The organism is Bacteroidota bacterium (assembly GCA_019637975.1).
In the GTDB taxonomy this organism is placed as follows: Bacteria; Bacteroidota; Ignavibacteria; order UBA10030; family UBA6906; genus CAADGV01.
In genome coordinates, this window is record JAHBUR010000022.1 from 57,769 (window position 1) to 77,159 (window position 19,391).

The 19,391-nt window shown below is 51.6% G+C and carries 20 protein-coding genes; 7 read left to right on the forward strand and 13 right to left on the reverse strand.

Features of this window, described 5'->3' with window-relative positions; translation table 11 throughout:
- Nucleotides 1-3: 3 nt before the first annotated feature.
- The 7 genes from KF749_12710 to hemL are packed head-to-tail and all read left to right on the forward strand — an operon-like array spanning nucleotide 4 to nucleotide 7,578.
- Nucleotides 4-789, forward strand: coding sequence for a uroporphyrinogen-III synthase (locus tag KF749_12710; GenBank protein ID MBX2992010.1), 786 nt, complete (start codon nucleotides 4-6; stop codon nucleotides 787-789).
- Nucleotides 790-795: 6 nt separating this feature from the next.
- Nucleotides 796-1,833 (forward strand): uroporphyrinogen decarboxylase, encoded by a 1,038-nt coding sequence (gene hemE / locus KF749_12715; GenBank protein ID MBX2992011.1) that lies wholly within the window; start codon nucleotides 796-798, stop codon nucleotides 1,831-1,833.
- 38 nt (nucleotides 1,834-1,871) lie between these two features.
- The gene (gene hemF / locus KF749_12720) at nucleotides 1,872-2,780 is read left to right on the forward strand and encodes an oxygen-dependent coproporphyrinogen oxidase (GenBank protein MBX2992012.1); all 909 of its coding nucleotides are present in this window, start codon (nucleotides 1,872-1,874) and stop codon (nucleotides 2,778-2,780) included.
- A gap of 28 nt (nucleotides 2,781-2,808) precedes the next feature.
- Nucleotides 2,809-3,792, forward strand: a complete 984-nt coding sequence (hemH, locus tag KF749_12725) for a ferrochelatase (protein ID MBX2992013.1) — start codon at nucleotides 2,809-2,811, stop codon at nucleotides 3,790-3,792.
- Entirely contained in the window at nucleotides 3,789-5,171 is a 1,383-nt protein-coding gene (gene hemG, locus KF749_12730) for a protoporphyrinogen oxidase (protein MBX2992014.1), read from the forward strand. The genes hemH and hemG overlap by 4 nt, the downstream gene beginning before the upstream one ends.
- 60 nt (nucleotides 5,172-5,231) lie before the next feature.
- Entirely contained in the window at nucleotides 5,232-6,227 is a 996-nt protein-coding gene (hemB, locus tag KF749_12735; protein ID MBX2992015.1) for a porphobilinogen synthase, read from the forward strand.
- A gap of 52 nt (nucleotides 6,228-6,279) precedes the next feature.
- A complete protein-coding gene (gene hemL / locus KF749_12740) occupies nucleotides 6,280-7,578 on the forward strand; it encodes a glutamate-1-semialdehyde 2,1-aminomutase (protein MBX2992016.1) in 1,299 nt (432 codons plus the stop codon).
- An 85-nt stretch (nucleotides 7,579-7,663) separates the two neighbouring features.
- Here the strand turns inward: hemL and KF749_12745 are convergent, their stop codons facing one another.
- From KF749_12745 to KF749_12805, 13 genes are all read right to left on the reverse strand, one after another.
- The gene (locus tag KF749_12745) at nucleotides 7,664-8,602 is read right to left on the reverse strand and encodes a hypothetical protein (GenBank protein ID MBX2992017.1); all 939 of its coding nucleotides are present in this window, start codon (nucleotides 8,600-8,602) and stop codon (nucleotides 7,664-7,666) included.
- A 274-nt stretch (nucleotides 8,603-8,876) separates the two neighbouring features.
- On the reverse strand, nucleotides 8,877-10,049 hold the full coding sequence (locus KF749_12750; protein MBX2992018.1) for an ABC transporter permease: 1,173 nt from the start codon (nucleotides 10,047-10,049) through the stop codon (nucleotides 8,877-8,879).
- A gap of 16 nt (nucleotides 10,050-10,065) precedes the next feature.
- On the reverse strand, nucleotides 10,066-11,220 hold the full coding sequence (locus KF749_12755; protein MBX2992019.1) for an ABC transporter permease: 1,155 nt from the start codon (nucleotides 11,218-11,220) through the stop codon (nucleotides 10,066-10,068).
- 1 nt (nucleotide 11,221) lies between these two features.
- A complete protein-coding gene (locus KF749_12760) occupies nucleotides 11,222-11,905 on the reverse strand; it encodes an ABC transporter ATP-binding protein (GenBank protein ID MBX2992020.1) in 684 nt (227 codons plus the stop codon).
- A gap of 21 nt (nucleotides 11,906-11,926) precedes the next feature.
- Complete coding sequence (locus KF749_12765; protein ID MBX2992021.1) at nucleotides 11,927-13,117, reverse strand: efflux RND transporter periplasmic adaptor subunit; 1,191 nt, start codon at nucleotides 13,115-13,117, stop codon at nucleotides 11,927-11,929.
- A 219-nt stretch (nucleotides 13,118-13,336) separates the two neighbouring features.
- Nucleotides 13,337-13,912: a hypothetical protein gene (locus KF749_12770; protein MBX2992022.1), complete on the reverse strand. Its 576-nt coding sequence runs from the start codon at nucleotides 13,910-13,912 to the stop codon at nucleotides 13,337-13,339.
- On the reverse strand, nucleotides 13,905-14,321 hold the full coding sequence (locus KF749_12775) for a DUF423 domain-containing protein (protein ID MBX2992023.1): 417 nt from the start codon (nucleotides 14,319-14,321) through the stop codon (nucleotides 13,905-13,907). Before KF749_12775 ends, KF749_12770 begins: the two co-directional genes overlap by 8 nt.
- 4 nt (nucleotides 14,322-14,325) lie before the next feature.
- The gene (locus tag KF749_12780) at nucleotides 14,326-15,915 is read right to left on the reverse strand and encodes an exo-alpha-sialidase (protein ID MBX2992024.1); all 1,590 of its coding nucleotides are present in this window, start codon (nucleotides 15,913-15,915) and stop codon (nucleotides 14,326-14,328) included.
- A 38-nt stretch (nucleotides 15,916-15,953) separates the two neighbouring features.
- Nucleotides 15,954-17,606 (reverse strand): amidase, encoded by a 1,653-nt coding sequence (locus KF749_12785; protein MBX2992025.1) that lies wholly within the window; start codon nucleotides 17,604-17,606, stop codon nucleotides 15,954-15,956.
- A gap of 13 nt (nucleotides 17,607-17,619) precedes the next feature.
- Nucleotides 17,620-18,213, reverse strand: coding sequence for a phosphatase PAP2 family protein (locus tag KF749_12790; GenBank protein ID MBX2992026.1), 594 nt, complete (start codon nucleotides 18,211-18,213; stop codon nucleotides 17,620-17,622).
- On the reverse strand, nucleotides 18,210-18,656 hold the full coding sequence (locus KF749_12795; protein ID MBX2992027.1) for a GNAT family N-acetyltransferase: 447 nt from the start codon (nucleotides 18,654-18,656) through the stop codon (nucleotides 18,210-18,212). The genes KF749_12790 and KF749_12795 overlap by 4 nt, the downstream gene beginning before the upstream one ends.
- Nucleotides 18,657-18,736: 80 nt before the next feature.
- Nucleotides 18,737-19,090, reverse strand: coding sequence for a TM2 domain-containing protein (locus KF749_12800; protein ID MBX2992028.1), 354 nt, complete (start codon nucleotides 19,088-19,090; stop codon nucleotides 18,737-18,739).
- Nucleotides 19,083-19,382 carry a DUF2752 domain-containing protein gene (locus KF749_12805; protein MBX2992029.1) on the reverse strand — a complete coding sequence of 100 codons (300 nt, stop codon included), beginning with the start codon at nucleotides 19,380-19,382 and terminating at the stop codon, nucleotides 19,083-19,085. Before KF749_12805 ends, KF749_12800 begins: the two co-directional genes overlap by 8 nt.
- Nucleotides 19,383-19,391: the final 9 nt, after the last annotated feature.

Here is a 19,391-nt window from a genome sequence, read left to right on the forward strand (position 1 = left end):
TCCATGAGTCTTCACGGCAAGACAATTCTGATTACCCGCCAGCGCGAGCAGTCGGGTGAGTTTGTGGCCGAGATTGAAAAGCGGGGAGGTCGTGCTGTTGTCATTCCGATGATACACATCTCCGACCCGGAAAGTTGGAAAGAATGTGACGAAGCGTTGGATCATCTTTCTGCATATCATGCAATCGTCTTCCCAAGTGCAAATGGTGTTGAGGGTTTTTTTCGGAGAGTTGAACAACTCGGGATTGATCCGCCGACCTTGGCAAATACCGATATCTTCCCTGTCGGCGAGAAGACGGCTGAAGAGATTGAGAAACGCGGCCTTCGAGTCTACCACATACCCGATGAATTTTCGGCTGATGGATTGATTGAATATTTCAGGCAACAGCAAGTAGACGGGAAGCGCTTCTTGCTCGTTCGGGGTAACCTTGGCAAGGATGACCTCAGGCAAGAACTTGTACATATGGGTGCCGAAGTTGATGCCGTTGAAGTGTACAGTACCGATCCGCCCGGTGAGCCGGCAAGACAAGAATTGAAGCAATGCCTTGGCGGAGGATGTGACGTCGTGACATTTGCCAGCCCTTCTGCCGCGAGACATTTCTCTTCGGTTATCAGTGCGGTTGATTTTAGTCGTGTATCGCAGAAAACGCAAATTGCAGTTATCGGTCCCACAACTCGTGACGTCGTGGAACGGCTTGGATTTCACGTCGGTATAGAAGCGAAGGAATCCACGAGCAAAGGGCTGGTTGAGGCAATAGACGAATATTACCGGAACCACAACGAACAATAGGATTTCATGAACGACTTGTTTCTTCGAGCATGCAAGCGACAAAAGGTTGAACGAACGCCCGTTTGGATGATGCGGCAGGCAGGACGCTACTTGCCGCAGTACCGTGCAGTCCGTGCCAAATCCGATTTCTTGACGATGTGTAAAACCCCCGAGCTTGCAGCAGAAGTGACGGTACAACCGGTTGACATCATTGGTGTTGACGCGGCAATCATCTTCTCCGACATTCTTGTCATCCCCGAAGCAATGGGGCTGCATTTGGAGATGGTGGAGTCGAAAGGCCCGAAGTTTCACAATCCGGTGAGAACGAGTGAAGATGTTCATGCACTTGCGATACCCGATCCGGAGAGGTCACTTCGCTATGTGATGCAAGCGCTTGAAACAACGAAGCGCATTCTCGGAGGAAGAGTCCCGTTGATCGGTTTCTCCGGCTCTCCGTGGACACTCGCCGCATACATGATTGAAGGGTCGGGAGGAAAGGAGTGGAAATATGCAAAACGCATGATGCTCGACGACCCTGAGTTGATGAAAGAATTGCTGGGCAAACTTGCCGACTCGGTATGTATTTATCTCGAGGCGCAGCTTGCCGCGGGTGCCGATGCAGTGCAAATATTTGATACGTGGGGCGGCGTGTTGACGCCGGATCAATACAAACGGTTTTCACTTGAATACATCCATCAGATTGTGTCCAAGTTGCATCGGAACGGGCAGCCCGTTATTGTATTCTCCAAAGGCGCCAACCATTCTCTGAAAGAAATTGCTGATATCGGAGCCGATGTCGTTGGTCTGGATTGGACGATTGACATGGCAGAAGTTAGAAAGTTCATTGGCGACAAAGTAGCGCTTCAGGGGAATCTCGATCCGTCGACGTTGTACTCTTCTCCGGAATCAATTCGTCACGAAGTGAAATCAATCTTGCGCAAGTTCGGGAAAGGAAGCGGGCATGTGTTCAATCTCGGTCACGGCATTTTCCCTGATGTGCCGGTGGAACATGCACAAGCATTTGTGCGGGCAGTGAAGGAAGAAAGTCCGCAATATCACTCTTGAAAACCTGAGCGATGTTCAATCTTCATACATCGGATTCGATGCCCCCGCTGGGTGAACGGGCGCGAGCGTATTTCGAGCAACTCCAGCAAACACTCTGTGCCGGACTCGAATCGTTCGAACAGGAGAAGCGTTTCTCTGAAGATCATTGGGAACGGGCTGATGGACGCCATCCCGATCAATCAGGCGGTGGTGGACTGACGCGCGTTCTTGAAGGCGGAAAGGTGTTCGAGAAGGCGGGAATTCTAACGTCAACCATATTCGGCGGGCTGCCCGAATCACTTGCGATGAAGATGAATGTTCCGCCGACTGAATTTTACGCCACAGGTGTTTCGCTTATCGTTCATCCGCTCAACCCGATGGTGCCGACAGTGCATGCAAATTTCCGCTACCTCGAGCAAGGGAACGGCGACAGTTGGTTCGGAGGCGGCACGGACTTGACGCCGTACTATCCTTACGACGAAGATATCAAGCATTTTCACTCTGTCTTGAAGAAAGCGTGCGATGCCAACGGAGCTGGGTACTATCGGAGCTTCAAAAAATGGTGCGATGAATACTTCTTCATCAAGCATCGGGATGAGGCGCGTGGTGTCGGCGGGTTGTTCTTCGACTACTTGCGCGGCGATACGGAACATTATTTTGATTTTGTGAGAGCAGTCGGCGGGGCCTTCCTTGAGGCCTATCTTCCCATTGTCAGGAAGAGGATGAACGAGCCCTGGGGAGATCGTGAACGTGCCTGGCAGGCGCTTCGACGCGGCAGGTATGTGGAATTCAATCTTGTGTATGACCGGGGAACGACTTTCGGCCTTGAAACCAAGGGGAGAATCGAATCGATCCTCGTGTCGATGCCGCCGAAAGTGGAGTGGCATTACAACATACATCCGGAGCCGAACTCACGCGAAGCGAAACTGGTTGAAATGTTGAAGTCGCCCAAAGATTGGATTTCGTAGTCAGAAGGTAAAGACAATCTCCTATCACATGAAACAGGAAAAGCCGGTTGGAGTAGTTCTTCTGCAGTTGGGCGGTCCCGACTCGCTCGAAAGCGTAGAGCCGTTTCTCTATAACCTCTTTTGCGATCCCGATATTATCGACCTTCCGCTTGCGTTTCTTTTTCGTGAACGGCTGGCGAAGTTCATATCTGCAAAGCGTGCCCCGAAAGTCCAGGACTTGTACAAGCATATCGGCGGCAAGTCGCCGATCCTCAAACTGACCAACCGGCAAGCACGGGCGTTGGAACTGGAGCTGCGCAAATCGATCACTGCAAAAGTGTATGTCGCAATGCGCTACTGGCATCCGTTGACGGATGAAGTTATTGAACAGATCAAAGCGGACGGGGTTGCACGTGTGGTGTTGCTTCCGTTGTACCCGCACTATTCGCGATCAACGACGGGGTCGAGCGTCAACGAATGGAACAGGGTTCTTAAACGTCTTCATTGCAACGGGTTACAGACGAGCTTGGTCGAACACTATTGTGACCATCCCCTCTACATCAAGGCGCTGGTGAACAATATCAATATTGCGTTGAAGCGTGTGGAGGCTCCCGATCGATCAAAAGTGCATCTTGTGTTCAGCGCACACGGTACGCCGATGAAGTTGGTAAAGGAGGGAGATCCCTACTCGCATCACATACGAAAGACTTATCAAGCTGTTGTCGAGGAGGGAAAATTCGGTTTGCCGCATCATTTGTGTTTTCAGAGCAAAGTCGGGCCGCAGAAGTGGCTCGAACCGTCGCTCGACGGAACGATTGAGCGGCTCGCTGCCGAGAACGTCTCGCACATTCTTGTTATCCCTGTCGCATTTGTGTCCGATCATATCGAAACACTCTCCGAAATCAATATGGAGGGAAAGCAAGAAGCAAAGGAGATGGGTATATGGTACTTTGACATGATGCCGGCGTTGCATACGAACCCGCTGTTCATTCAGGCTCTCGCGGATGTTGTTTTGAACGAAGTGAATGTATGAGTTACAACGTGGTTGTCGTTGGCGCCGGTATATCCGGTTTGACAGCCGCATACTGGCTTCATAAAGCCGGAATAGATGTTACTGTTCTTGAGAAGAACAATGCGGCCGGAGGCACGATGCGTACCTTGAGTGAAGACGGCTGGCTGATTGAAACCGGACCGAACAGCGCCCTTGAAACAACACCGCTCTTCAACGAGATGTTCGAGGGGCTGGGGATTCTGAATGAACGGTTGTATGCCGACGAGAGATCGAACAATCGCTACATTCTCCGTGACGGAAAGCTGCAAGCGCTGCCAATGTCACCGGGGGCGTTTCTGGGAACATCCTTATGGAGCGTTGGGGGGAAGTTACGGCTCCTGAAAGAACCTTTCATTGGCAAGGCTGAGAAAGAAGAAACAATTGCAGAATTTGTCGAGCGGAGGCTCGGCCGCGAGTTTCTTGACTACGCGATCAATCCCTTCGTCGCCGGTGTCTATGCCGGAAATCCCGAGCAGTTGAGTGTGCGTGCGGCATTCCCGAAACTCTATGCTTTGGAAGAAAAGTATGGCGGACTTATAAGGGGTATGATCAAGGGGGCAAAGGAGCGCAAACAGCGGGCAGAGAAGGCGAAAGATCGAGCAAGGATGTTTTCGTTTTTGAACGGGATGGAGACGTTCCCGCAGGCGATTGGCGCCCGGCTCGGTGATCGGCTCCGGCTTGGTCGCGAAGTGCTTTCTGTTTCACGCAACGACAATTTCGCGATTGCCCTTGTCGAAAGTGGACGTGAACGCTCAATTTCTGCTGATGCCGTCATTGTCGCAACTCCTGCATCGACAGCAAGCGGAGTTATCAAACAACTTGGCGGGTCCCTTTCTTCTTCCCTCAACCAAATCTACTATCCTCCAGTCGCTGAAGTATTTCTGGGTTTCCGCAGGGAACAAATCAAACGATCGCTGGATGGATTCGGGTTTCTCGTTCCTGCGAAAGAACAGAGGAAAATTCTCGGAACAATATGGTCGTCTGTCCTGTTTCCTGGGCGTGCCCCGGAAGGACATCTGGCGATGACGACATTCGTGGGCGGCTCACGTCAGCCCGAGTTGTGTGATCGGGATGATACAGAACTTGTCAAGATGGTGACTACGGAGTTGAAGGCGTTAATGAATGTTGCCGGCGATCCCGTTTTCTCGAGGATTGTTCGATGGCCGAAGGCCATTCCACAGTACAATCTTGGATACGATAAGATTGTTCAAGAAATGGAGAGGTGTGAGTACAACAATCCCGGTCTGTACTTCTGCAGCAATTTCAAAGGGGGAATTGCTGTGGGGGATTGCGTTATGAACGGGAAGAAGGTTGCGGAGAAGATTCTTTCATTGCGGGATGGCAATCCTGTTGCAGCATGAGTAGCGAGCAAATATGACTATCACGAGGAGATAACAATGCAAACAACACTTGTTCCGGGCATGTCTTCACGAACAAAAACCGAACCGTTCAAGCGATTGCGGCGAACGCGAATGACGGAAGCGTTGCGGTCAATGGTGAGGGAAACAGAACTCGCGAAGAACGATTTTATCTATCCGCTTTTCGTCGTGGAAGGAAACAACTTCAGGAAAGAGGTTTCGTCAATGCCCGGCGTGTATCAGATGTCGGTAGATCACATTGTGCGGGAATGCGTAGATGTAAAGAAATTGGGGATACCGGCGGTGATCCTGTTCGGAATCCCGAAAGAAAAGGATGAAGTCGGGTCGGGAGCATACGATGAGCTTGGAGTTGTTCAACAGGCGACAAGGGCTATAAAACAAGAAGTACCGGAACTCGTCGTGATTACTGATGTCTGCTTGTGTGAATACACCTCCCACGGACATTGCGGCATCGTCCGCGGGAATGAAATCGTCAATGATGAATCTATTGAGTTGTTGGCAAAGGAAGCTCTGACGCATGTACAGGCGGGTGCGGATATGGTAGCTCCATCGGATATGTTTGACGGGAGGGTGAAAGCCATCCGTTCGATTCTTGATGAAAACGGGTTCCAGAATATCCCCATTATGTCGTATGCGGCGAAGTATGCCTCGGGATTTTACGGACCGTTTCGCGAAGCAGCGGAAAGCACGCCTCATTTCGGCGACCGGCGTTCGCATCAGATGGATCCGGCCAACTCTAACGAAGCCTTGCGGGAAGTGGAGCAGGACATTATCGAGGGGGCAGACATCGTGATGGTAAAACCGGCAACTCCGTATCTTGATATTATTCGTCGTGTCAAGGATAGGTTCGAAATGCCGACAGCAGCCTACAACGTCAGCGGTGAGTTTTCGATGGTGAAAGCGGCAGCGAAAAACGGCTGGATAGATGGCGAACGTGTGATGATGGAAATGCTGACCGGCATCAAGCGTGCGGGGGCGGATATGATCCTCACCTACTTCGCAAAGGAAGCTTCCGCCGTTCTTGACAGACAAAAATAATTCCAAACAGCAAGGGCACAGCGGCGTGCCCTTTATTTTTCAGGAAACGAAAGTGGATACAAAGACTTCAGATACACTTTTTGAGCAGGCTAAACTCTTGATTCCCGGCGGCGTGAATTCGCCCGTCCGAGCATTCAAATCTGTTGGAAGAAACCCGCTCTTCATTACAAAAGCCTCCGGCGCAAAACTGTGGGACGCCGATGGTAACGAGTATATTGACTATGTCGGTACGTGGGGTCCTGCAATTCTGGGTCATACGCATCCCCGTGTGATCGAGGCAATCAGAAAAGCCGCGATCGATGGAACCAGTTTCGGCGCTCCAACTGAGCTTGAGGTGAAGATGGCGGAGTTGATCTGCACGCTCGTTCCTTCGGTGGAAATGGTGCGCATGGTAAACTCCGGTACCGAAGCGACAATGAGCGCAATTCGACTAGCCCGTGCGTTCACAGGCAGGGAGAAAATCATCAAGTTTGAGGGATGCTATCACGGACACGGCGATTCGTTTCTTATCAAAGCAGGTTCGGGAGCGATGACGTTTGGCGTTCCTGACAGTCCCGGGGTTCCGTCCGCTATCGCGAAGCTCACGTTGACGGCAAGATTCAACTCGATCGAATCTGTAAAGGAGATTGTCGATCAGCACAAGAATGAGATTGCGGCAATCATCGTCGAGCCGGTGGTCGGGAATATGGGTTGCGTGCCTCCGGTCGAGAACTTTTTGGAGGGTCTCCGATCACTTTGCACAAAAGAAGGAATCATCCTCATTTTCGACGAAGTGATGACGGGATTCAGGCTTGCGATTGGCGGGGCACAACAACTCTACAACATCAAACCCGATCTCACAACATTCGGCAAAATTATCGGCGGTGGACTTCCTGTCGGCGCTTATGGAGGACGGAAGGAATTGATGCAGATGGTCGCCCCGAGCGGCCCGATGTATCAGGCGGGGACGTTGTCCGGGAATCCCCTTGCGATGACGGCCGGATTTGAGACTCTCTCGATCATTCTTGAGGATGACGAATTTCATCAGAAGCTTGAGAAGAAGTCTCAAACTCTTGAACTTGGAATTACCGAAAACGTCAGAAGCCTTGGAATTCCAGCGACCTCAAATCGGGTCGGGTCAATGTCAACGTTGTTTTTCACGTCTTCCGAAGTGCGAGATTATCAATCCGCTGTCACCTCCGATACCAAGCGGTATGCGGCATACTTCAATGCAATGCTGGAAGAAGGGGTTTATCTTGCGCCCTCGCAATTTGAAGCAGGGTTTGTTTCCTATGCACACACGGACGAAATGATCGAACAGACTATTCAAGCGAATCGGAAGGCGCTGGAACGGACACTTCGGGCTGAATAGGGCATCAGTTTCAACGTGCAAAGGGCCGGTGTTCCCCCAACACCGGCCCTTTGCGCCCCCCCTCAACCAACGCGTTTGGCGAGTTTTACTGCAATCGGAACACCCCCGACCCGCCTGTTCCGGCGAGAAGTGATGAAGACGTCACCGCTAACGACAACACAACAGGATTTGTCAAGCCGGTATTGATGGGAGTCCAGCTCCAGGCCATATTCGTGGATGCAAACGCGCCCTGATCGGTGCCGGCAAAAATATTCCCACTATTATCTCTCACAAGCGTGTAGATTGAACTAGCCCGGAGCGATGTGTTAGCCTCGACCCACGATTCAGCGTGATCCATCGACCGAAACACTCCGCTGCCGCGTGTTCCTGCATAGACGATGCCTTTTGGATCGACAAGCAATGTAAGCACGGCCGTGTTGGTCAACCCCTGGCTTGCTTTGTTCCAGGTATCGCCATTGTTGCTCGACCGATAAATGCCGCCGCCATCTGTTCCAGTGTACAAGTTGCCGACTTCGTCTGTTGCCAACGATAGCACGACCAAGGACGTCAATCCTGTGTTTACAGATTTCCAACTTTCGCCGTTGTCATCGGAACGGAAAATGCCTCCACCGCCGGTTGCTGCGAACAGAGAACCGTTCTTGCCTGCAATGAGAGCATTCACAAATGTCGTTGTCAAGCCATCACTCGAAAGTATCCATTGCGCGCCGGCATTGGTTGACGAATAGACTCCTTCATCCGTTCCGACAAACACCTTATTGTTCCGGTCTACAGCAATAGCGTAGATGGCAGTTGTCTGCAACCCTGTGTTGCGTTGTTGCCATGTGTTCCCTTTTGCCCTGTCGACAACATAAACGCCGCGTCCGCCCGTTCCGGCGTAGATGGTTCCCGCCGCGTCAACCGCTTGCGAATACACGAATCCCGTGCACGGCCCGTTGGTTGATTCCCATGCACTTTGAGCTGACACCAGCGCGGGAACGAGAAACAGAGTTCCGACGAACAGGAACCTTGGAATTATCTGAAACATCTCGAAAATCTCCTACATGACTGACGAAGTCTGGTTTTCAACCCAAAGTCAAGCTACTTTGATGCCAATGCAATCCGGACCAAACTGTCATTTTGAAGGGGATTTGCTCACCGTGAAGAATGATGAGGGCAGTGCAGGGTGGTGTATGTAGGAATGAACATGGATTGGTTGAAGCGTTTGCAGAAAGCGGTGAATATGTACATTCATGGGTGTGAACTTGGTGAAACGCGGAAGCCCGCTCGGGGCGGGCTTCCGCGGAAGAGTTTTGATGATCTTAGGATGCGCGCAGCGCCGAAACAATGTTCAGTCGCGCAGCTCGAAAAGCAGGCAGGAAGCCTCCAACAAAACCCATGACTATTGCAAACAACAAAGACGAGATGACGATACCTGTTGAGAGGGCAAAGGAGAATTCAATCTCTGCAAAGGAGTCGAAGTTGATCGTTGATATGCTGAAGAACTGAAGAAATGAAGCGAGCATAAGGCCGACAATGCCTCCGATGAGCGCTATCATAAGTGATTCAATCAGGTATGCGGAAAGGACGCTTCTGCGATGGAAACCTAGCGCCCGTAGCGTGCCGATTTCCACTGTACGATTGGCGACCGCCCCGTACATTGTTATCATTGCTCCGATGACAGCGCCAGCGCTGAAAATCACTGTAATGAAAATGCCAAGAACACGAATGAAGAGTGCCATTGTTTCGGATTGTTCTTCGAAGAATTGCCGCTCGGTTTTCGGGACGAATTGTTGCAAGCGGGCATCCGATTTGAACGCTTCTTTGAACGAATCAAATTCCTGCAGCGAACGGAGTTTCAGTGTTAAGGTCGAAAATGCATTGCTCCGCCCGAGGGCATCAGTCAGTTGAAGCACGTCACCCCAAATTTCGGAGTCGAATCCGCATCCTTCCGCATCGAACCTTCCGACAATGGCCCATTGATCGCCGCCAATCTTGATCGTGCCGCCTACGTGTGCGCCCAAGATTCTGCGCGCAATCGAGTTGCCGATGATGATTTCACGTGCACCCCATTGGAATGTTCTCCCCTCCACAATCTTCACCATTGGTCGCAGGGCGAAAGCATCGGGCGACACACCTCGCACCGTCACGTTGGTGATCCCGACATAATCGGTTTTCGGGAGATTGATCACGGTTGCCACGTCTTTCGTTGCGAACGGAGTACCTGCCGGCGTTCGGGCGACCTGGTTCATCGCGAGAATGATGTTGACCGTCTCGCCGTCGATGATACTTGAAATCTCTCCGTTCGAAGCTTTTCGACTGATGAGGATGTTCTCCTCGGAACCGGTTGCGACAAGCGTTTTCTCAACGCCATTTGCCATCATCAACACTGCGGCAAAGACAAACACAACGAGCGTAACTCCGAGAATTGTCAATGCTGTTGTCAGACGGCGACTCTGGAGGTTGCGGAATGTATATTTCAATGGAATCTTCATTTCATGCCTTTCTGACTTATCCGATAAAACGCAAGCCCTCAACGATCTTCGTCCGCAATGTTCTATGTACGGGGAAGATGGCCGCCACGACGCCGACAAGGATAGCTGCTGTTACCGCCAACACGATTGTAATGGGCTCAATGAAAAAGACCGGAAAGAACCCTTTCGGCATTAGCGCCTGGAAGAATGTAATCGAAGGAAACGTTGCAAGAAGCCCGAGCAAGCCGCCCAAGGCTGCAATAAGCAACGATTCTCCGGCAATCATGATGAGCAACTGCCGCCCGGAGAACCCGATGGTTTTGAGAACGGCGTACTCCCGCGTTCGCTCACGCGATGACATAATCATCGTGTTTCCGAGAACGAGCATAATAATGCCGATGATGACGAAGGAAATGAAGTTCATTGCGTCAATAACCGCGCTGAATGCTGCAATAAAGCCTTGCTGGAACTGCCGCTCGGTTTCCGTTTTTGTCTCCGCGCGTGAATTGGCAAACAGGTTATCGATGCTCTGTGACACCTGTGCTGTTGCCGCGGCGTCCTTCGTTTTGACAATATACCAACCGACATACCCTGCGCGGGTCGGCGAGTCCTGTCGCAGCCGCTCGTCAAGGTAGTCCCACCGAAACAGAAAATTCGACGGATCAATCGCAGGCTCACGCGGTCTGTACACTCCGCGGACGACAAACTGCCATTGACCCGGGAAGATATCGCCTTCGATTTGGATAATATCTCCATTCTTGAACCCGTATCGCTTGACCAGATCCTCCCCGACCACGCAGGCGTTGCGTTCACGCTTGAACGCCTGCAATTCTTCAGGCGAAATAAGGAACTCGGGGTACACATCGAAGAACGTTTCATGATCAACAGCGAGCCGTGCAAAAAACTGCTTCTTGTCGATGTACGTTCCTCCAAACCAATTGGCGAACGAAACCTGTTCAACGCCATCCACCCTCCCGATCTGATCACGATACGCATACGGAAGCGGAAAGATAAACGATACCGCTTGACGTGTAATCAATCGGTTGGCGGCTGAGACTTCGATTCCCGAGTACCATACGGTAACCACCGTGCGCAGCAGGCAGAATGCGATGACCGCGATCGCAATACCGAGAATGGTGAGAGACGATCTCAGTACATGCCGGAGCGCATTTTTGATGACAATCCGAAACATGCTACGTGAGTTCTCCTTTCTCCAGATGACGGACAGTGTGAGCCTTTTCCGCTGCACGCGGGTCATGTGTTACCATCACGATTGTTTTCTTGTATTCCTTATTCAGCCGGTCGAGCAACTCCATAATCTCAGCGGCGGACACTTTGTCAAGATCGCCCGTGGGCTCATCCGCAACAAGAATTGTCGGATCTGTGACAACGGCTCTGGCAATTGCGACGCGCTGTTCCTGGCCCCCGGAAAGTTGACCCGGTTTGTTGTACATTCTGTCGCTCAAGCCGACAAGCTTCAACGCAAATTCCACGTGTTCCTGTTTCTCTTTTTTTGAGAGATTGGTGAGCAGCAAGGGCAGCTCGACGTTTTCGTACGCAGTAAGTACAGGAAGGAGATTGTAGAACTGAAACACGAATCCAACGTGCCGGGCACGCCATTTCGAAAGCTCGGATTCACTGAGTGCGGCAATATTTACACCGCCGACAACAACGTCGCCTTCATCCGGTCGATCAATTCCGGCAATCAAGTTCAGCAACGTCGTTTTGCCCGATCCTGATGGCCCCATCAGGGCAAGAAATTCTCCCTCGGGTACGTTGATCGAGATATTGGTTAGGACAGGGATTTCGATTGTATCCCGATAGTACGATTTTCTCACATTGTTGACACTGATGATAGTGCCGTTTGTTCCTGCCATTGTATTCTCCGTGTAGTGTCTCTATTTTGCCTTTACTCGTGTCCCCGTCTTCAGGGAAGGTTCGGGACGGATGATGACTTGATCTCCCTGAAGAACTCCTTCCTCAACTATGGTTCTGTCGCCGATTCTGCCACCCGAACGAACCGGTGTTTCGTTTACGGCTCCATTCTTGACGACCAATACAACGTCTTGGCCGTTCCGCGACACGATTGCGCCTGACGGCACAGTGAGTTTCGGAGGCTGGTTTGCTTCTCCCGGTTCCGGCGTTTGAGAAAGAAACGTTACCTTTGCGCTCATTTCAGGTAGCACACGATCGTCGCGCTCTGTGAACCGGACCTTTGTCAACACTGTAGCCTTGGCACGATCTGCTGTCGGGACAATCTTGTGAACGAATCCGGGGTAGCGGCGGTCGGGGTATGCATCAAGCACGATCTCGCAGGGGGCGCCTGCCCTAACGCGGGTAATGTTAGATTCGGAAACATCGGCTTCCACTTCAAGTGACAGCATATCTGCGATGGTGACAACAGCGGCACGGGAACCCGCAGCGGCCGCAAACGGCGCAACAACTTCTCCGACGTTCGCGTTTTTTGTGAGTACCGTTCCATCGAAGGGAGCCCGGATCCGTGTGTTCTCAAGTGCAACTTCAGCAGAGCGAACAGCCGCGTCGGCAGATTTGATTGACGCTTCAACCCGCCTGTGCCGCGCTTCCGCCGCATCAAGCTCTGCTTTCGATGTTGACCCCGTTGTGAAAAGGGACTTCTGTCGTTCGAGCCATCGGCTCGCATCGTCGAAGTCGGCTTTTGCCAACTCGAAGTTTGCTCGGGCCTGTGCCAGTGCAGCCAACACATCCTGATCTTCAATTCGGGCGATGATCTGACCTTTCTTCACGCGATCACCTTCTTCAACACCAAGAAACACAAGCCGGCCGGTTGCTTTCGACGCAATGGCGGCTTTCTGTTGTGCAACGACATAACCTGAAGCAGTCAGTACGGCATTTGCGGAGGATGAGTGCGTAAGCGATGCTGTCGCAACTTCAACCTCAACAGCCGAAGAAAAGAAACCGCCGAGCCAGATGAATAGGCTCACAAAGAAAATACCAGCCATTGTTGTTATGACAACAAGCTTCTTCGATTTGGAAGGAGAACCTCCATCCCGCTTCTCGTCGTGTATGCGCAGCCTGGAAAGGTCTGTTTTTTCTGTTGAAAGACTCATAGATTTGCCGAATTTCGATACAAACACTGGGAAAGACTGCCTTAAGATACAAATTCCCCGCTTTCACTCAAACACTCACCGGGTTTGGAAAAATGTAGGTCAAGTATACGGATGTACAGAGAGGAAGTTATTATCATTTTCGTTGAGCAGCATCGGCAACTCGGCGAGCAGCGGAAAACTTTGCCTATGCAACGCCGTGAATTCACAAAAGAGACCACATCAGGAATGCGATTCCGCGTCCTTATCCCAATACCCCGCAGTCCGCAAACGTCCGGACGTTTTGACATTCTCCGAAGGGTATCTTCCCCAACAATCAATGTGCGCGTTAAAAATGAGAGGGAATTTTTTGTGATATGTCAGAAGGTAGTCAATCGCGTCGTCCAGTGTTGCGAAGGCCGCCGCATCACGCAAATCGATAAGCCACTTTCCCTTGTACGTTCGCACCGAGCGCTCGATGGGACGTTTCACCCGTTTTTTTGGAATGCACAACAAATCGACGATCGAGTAAATGTAATACATGGGAGGAGAGACAGACGAATCCTTGATGAGACAAAAGCTGTGAGGGGCGTGGAGCAGAAGTTTGCGCGCCGCGAGATCATCAATTATGAACAGCGAATCCTGTGACATGGAAGCTTCATTCCAATTCTTCATCGAGAAGCGTTGTGCCTTCTCTTTGGCATCGAAGTAGATGTTGTGACCGGGGAGAAAAAAATCAAGGTTGGATGTGCTGCGGGTGCCATCGTTGTACTTGATGGACTTGGAGTTCAGCAACGTCTTGACTTCTTTCTCAAACATCTTTCCCCCGCCGTGATGGTACATTACGGGGGAACGAAAGTGCAAGCAGAATCCATCCTGCAATAAATAGCACGCCTCCGAAGGGTGTTATTGCTCCGAGCCAGCGCAACCCAGTCAGCGTGAGGATGTACAACGAGCCGGAGAATAAAAGTGTTCCGGTGACGAAACACCATCCTGCAACGCTTGCTTTCGAGTTCTGCGTATCATGTGCAGCCCAGCCCGCCGCGATCAATCCGAAAGCATGATACATGTGATAGCGAACCGCGGTTTCGTACACAGCCAGCATATCAGGCGGGAGCATAGACTTCAAGCCGTGTGCGCCAAACGCCCCTGCCGCAACTCCGATTGCAGCAGAGACGGCGCCTGTGACAAAGAATATTTTTCCGAAGGACGAAGGGAATGACGTCATACGGTTATTTGAGCAGAATGAGCTTCTTCCGTTCGATATACGAACCGGCTGTGAGTTGCGAGAAATAGACGCCGGTCGCGTGCGAGAGGTTATCCAGCTGCGCCTTCCATTGGACAGAGTGCCATCCTTGATTGCGGAATTCGTCGATAAGAGTCGCAACGCGTTTTCCTGTAACATCAAAAATCTCCAACTTCACATCGCTTGCTCTTCCCACATAAAAGTCGATTGTTGTTGTAGGATTGAAGGGATTAGGGTAATTTTGCAGCAACTGAAATTCTGCAGGGGATTCGGGCGCTGCTACCACCGAAGTTGCTCCTGTGGTATCATTGATGAGGGCAGTCCATACGCTGAGCGTTGATCCATCCATACGCATCCAAATCGGATAGACTTTCCTGTTGAACGCTGCAATGCCGGTGTAGTCGCCAAAGAAAACACTCGCTTGTGGTGAGAACGATGTCTGGCTCACCTTGAAATTCTCGAACGTCTCGCCGCCGTCGGTTGAGCGGGCACCATAGACATCTGTTTGTGTGCCGGTGTAGTTTCTTCTGTCGTAGAAAATGCAGTAGAGAAAGCCTGTCGTCTGGTCAATCGTCGCCCAGGTGAAGAACTGATGCGTTGTCGTCAGATCATCATTCACTTTCTTGATGGAACTCCACGTCGTCCCGCCATCGGTGGATTTGATGAGAAAGACGTCGGTGTTGTTCAGTCCGTTCCTCTGGTCGCTCCAGTTTATGTAGATAGTACCGCGATTGGGAGACGAGCTGATGTCGCAGAGTGTAATCGGGAAGCCGTTTGCACGATAGATACCCGTGACATCAAAATCCCAGCCTCCGGGCTGATCAACGACAAACCGGTCGGCGCCGAACGTCACGCCGCCATCCGTGGATTTGTCGAACATGATGCCGAGCGGCCCCGACCAACTGAGGTACACCTCGCCGTTCGGGCCTACAGCGGGAACCGCGCCTTCGACGGTTTCATCGCTGTCAATGCAATTCCCGCCCTTGTCGCTAATCCGGACCGGAGTTGACCACGTGGTGCCGGCATCGGTGGAGCGCGAGAAGAGAATGCGTGAACTGTCGGCTGAGTTTGACGAACCGTACGAATCGAACTCCGTCCACGCCATGTACAGGTTGTTTTGATGTGGAGAATTCGTCAGATCGACGGCAAGCCATTCCTTGTCCTGGTTTTTTCTCGGTGGACTGAAACCGACGCCGACACCGGTACTCCAGTTTATTCCGGCGTTCGTCGATTTTTGTACGACAATCCTGTCAATCCAATAACCGGGAGAGGATGGATTGGAAAGATGTGCATAATACAAATTTCCGTCTCCATCAAACACTACGCACGGGTCACCCCACACACCGAATGATGAAGTGAGTGTGGACTGAATCCAGCTGGCGCCGCCATCAGTCGAGCGGTAGGCATAGTTCAAGTTTGAGCCGGCTGCAAGTTGCATCGGGTTGGCCGGGTTGATTGCTATGCACACTTCTTCCGGTTGGCTTGCAGTCGGGCTGCTGACACGGACGTTTTGGTACTGGGCCGCGAGCAGCGAGGGAAGAAGGAGGAGTGTGGCGAAATGAGTTATTCGGTTCATGATGAAATATGTTCGTTATCGTATTGATGGTGCTGCTATTATTCCGGCAGCGTCGGATACTTCAAATGAAAATCATTGACATCCTGATACGCTTTTGTGAAGGCGAGCAGGGTTCCTTCATCGAACAGTTGTCCAATAAACGTAATGCTCGCCGGTGTATTCTCGTTCGTGAATCCATTCGGCACGACAACGCACGGGTGACCCGTCAGGTTGGTGACCAACGAATTGTTGCCTTCGACCGAAGGTGCCACATACACATCCACTTTCTCCATCAATCTCGCCATTTCTTGTATCAGAAGGTAGCGGACACGGTTCGCTTGAATATACTCGACAGCGGGTATGAACCGTGCCGAACGAAACACGTTCGGCCAGGCATTCTTGATTTGACGGACGAGCAAATCGTCCTTTCCACTTCTCGTCAGTTCATCAAACGCTGCCGCAGCTTCGGCGCTGAGGATGAAGCTGAGGCTTTCCACGGGCAGCTTTGGCAATTCAACAGGAATGAGCCGGACTCCCATTGAACGCAATTTCTCAAGTGTCGCGTCATTTTGTTCTTTGTTGACTTTCGCGCTGTCGAAATCGGATTGTAGATAGCCGACTTTGAGTTTCTTGAGATTCAGTTGTGACGAATAGTTGAACGGAACGTCGTACAACATTTGATCTATTCCGTCGGGCCCGTGAATTGCGTTGAAGACAAGGGCGCAATCTTCAACCGTCCTGCAAATCGGCCCGATCTTGTTCATCGACCAACTCAGCGCCATTGCCCCAGTTCTGCTTACTCGTCCGTAGGTCGGACGCAAGCCGGTTGTGCCGCATCGGTTCGAAGGCGACACGATCGACCCCCACGTTTCTGTTCCGATGGCAAACGCAACCAGTCCGGCGGCGGTTGCGGCAGCGGAGCCCGCAGATGAGCCGCTTGAACCCTGTTCGAGGTTCCAGGGATTTCGTGTCCTTCCGCCAAACCACACATCTCCCCAGGCAAGTTCTCCCATCGTCAGTTTGGCGACAAGTACTGCCCCTGCGAGTTCGAGACGCTTGATGACGGTTGCGTCTTCGTCAATCATCTGATCCTGAAACGGAACTGATCCCCACGTTGTTCTGATGCCTTTTGTTGCCAACAGATCTTTCGCGCCGTACGGGATGCCATGTAACGGCCCGCGATATTTGCCCGCGGCAATTTCGCTGTCAGCTCGGCGCGCTTGTGTGAGTGCAAGCGATTCGGTAAGCGTTACGACGCATTCGAGTTTCGGGCCATATTTCTTCAATCGTTCGAGATAGAGTGTGGTGAGTTGAACGGAAGTGATCTTGCGGGACTTGATAAGTTCTGAAAGCTGACCGACAGAATAGAATGCGATTTCTTCAAGGCGTGCAGGTAGAGTGACTTTTCCCGCGGGAGTTGTGAGAAATGATGATTTGCCCGTCTTGATTTTCAACCCTGCAGGGATCGGGTTGAAGACGAGGGCGGGAGGAATGGTGTTTTTAAGATGGACACCACGTATCTGTTCGTAACTTGCCAGAAATCTCTTCAGGCCATCAAGCATCGAATCACGCTCAACGTCGGTGAACGTCAAACCGGTGAAGATTTCGGCGTTTTCAACCGATTGTTTTGTCATCCTGTCCGGTTTCGGATAGGGCTGGGAAAAAAGATTTGAGGAGATACTAAAGAACAGAATGAGGAGGATAGCCTTCATGACGAACCTCAAGTTAGTTCAACGTGCGCAGCGTGAGAACCAATGCACCCGCCACAACAAATCCGAGTCCGCCGCCAAGCAACACTTCGCGGGTTGAATGGCGACCCAGCACAATCCGTGACCACCCGATGAGGCAAGCAAGAATCAACGCAGCAAACGCAATGTCGGGCCTGATGAGAAACAGAGTCAGCGCGACAAAAACGCCGAAGCCTGTGTGCAACGACACCTTGACCTTCGAGTTAATGAAATGCGCCGAGCCTACCAATACGATGATCGCTGCGGCTCCGAGAGGAATTTCCGGAGGCACGTCGGCAAGGAGGGCAACAATGGTGACGATCAGAAGCAACGGAAGGAGGATTCTGTAAAACTGCCCCCGCTGCCGTTGATCAGAGACATCAAGATCGCCCCACGTTCCCTTACGAACCCGGTACATGGTGTACACCGCGGCCGGAACTATCACAACGCCCAAAGCCACGAGTTCGGCAATTAACGCTTGCTTGGGCGGGAGGACATGATAAGCGATGATCCCGGTGAGGGCCGGCATCAGAAGAAATGGATGGCCGATAATGGAAATCCATCGGGCGATCGTAATACGACTGTTGTTCATTCGTTCTGGGTTTGTTTCGGCATTGAGTCGATATATCCGTCGCTGATCCATCGCTCGATTTCCTCGTGACGCAGATATGCTGTTTTCAATTTGTGAAATCCGAGTTTTCGATAGAATTCCTCCTGCTGCGGAACGCTGACGAGCAACACAGAACGCGTCGGCAGGCGTTCGAGCAGGTAGAGAATGATCGATTTCCCGATTCCCCTTTTTTGGTATTCCGGCAAGACGACAACGTCGAAGATGGCCGAGTTGGAAGCGCCATCCGAGATTGCCCGTCCGGTGCCGATAAGTGTGCCGTTTTCTTCAACGAAGCAACATCTGTGGCTCCCGCGGAAGGTCTTCTCAACAAATGCAGGGTCCCGTTTGCCCAGCGGTGCTCTCTCGATCACGGTCGCAAGCTCGTTCCAGTCTATCTGTGAAAGCTCGCTATGGTAGTGCAACACCGGGGTACTCCTTGTATAAAATCAAAAAATCTGCAGAGGGGATCTGCAGATTTTTGACATTGAATGTGTGGAATGACTCATCAAGTACTCGATTTCACCATCATTGCAATTTGTTGTGCCTGCATCTGGTTGAAGTCAAGGGCAATTTTCTTGTGATTGATGAGGTCAACAATCGTTCCGATAAAGCAAAGTCCGGCTGTAAAGAAGTAGAGAATACCCATCCCGATCTGATCCGTCATGAAGCGTTGAATGCCCGCGATGCCGAGAAACCCGACGATCGTCACGAGAAGGATCGTCTGCGGGTCGCGGCGGCGACTGCGGTACATCATCGCAAACTGCTGCGCCTGTTGATCCGAGTAGTCTTTCATGATGTTCTGCAAATACATCATTTCCTCGCCGTCTATCTCGGGAAGCAACTGCATTACGTTAGGCATTGGTGTATCCTTTCATTGGTTGGTGGGGAATTGACTTGAACAACTGTGTTGTGAGAGTGAATACGCGATGGATGAGAACGATCAGCGCAAAAATGCCAAGCGGGTGGTGGTGGAGTGAAACCACAAAGTCACCGTGCAGAGCATGCGAAATAGATGAGCCGAGGCCGCAACCCGGACAGAATGTAACCCCGAGGGCTTTGGGGATACAGAACGACGGCAGTCCGTTGCCGCCGGGATTGATTGAGGCGAGATAGACGAGTGCCGCAATCCAGAACATTAACTCAAGAGGCATTTGACGCAG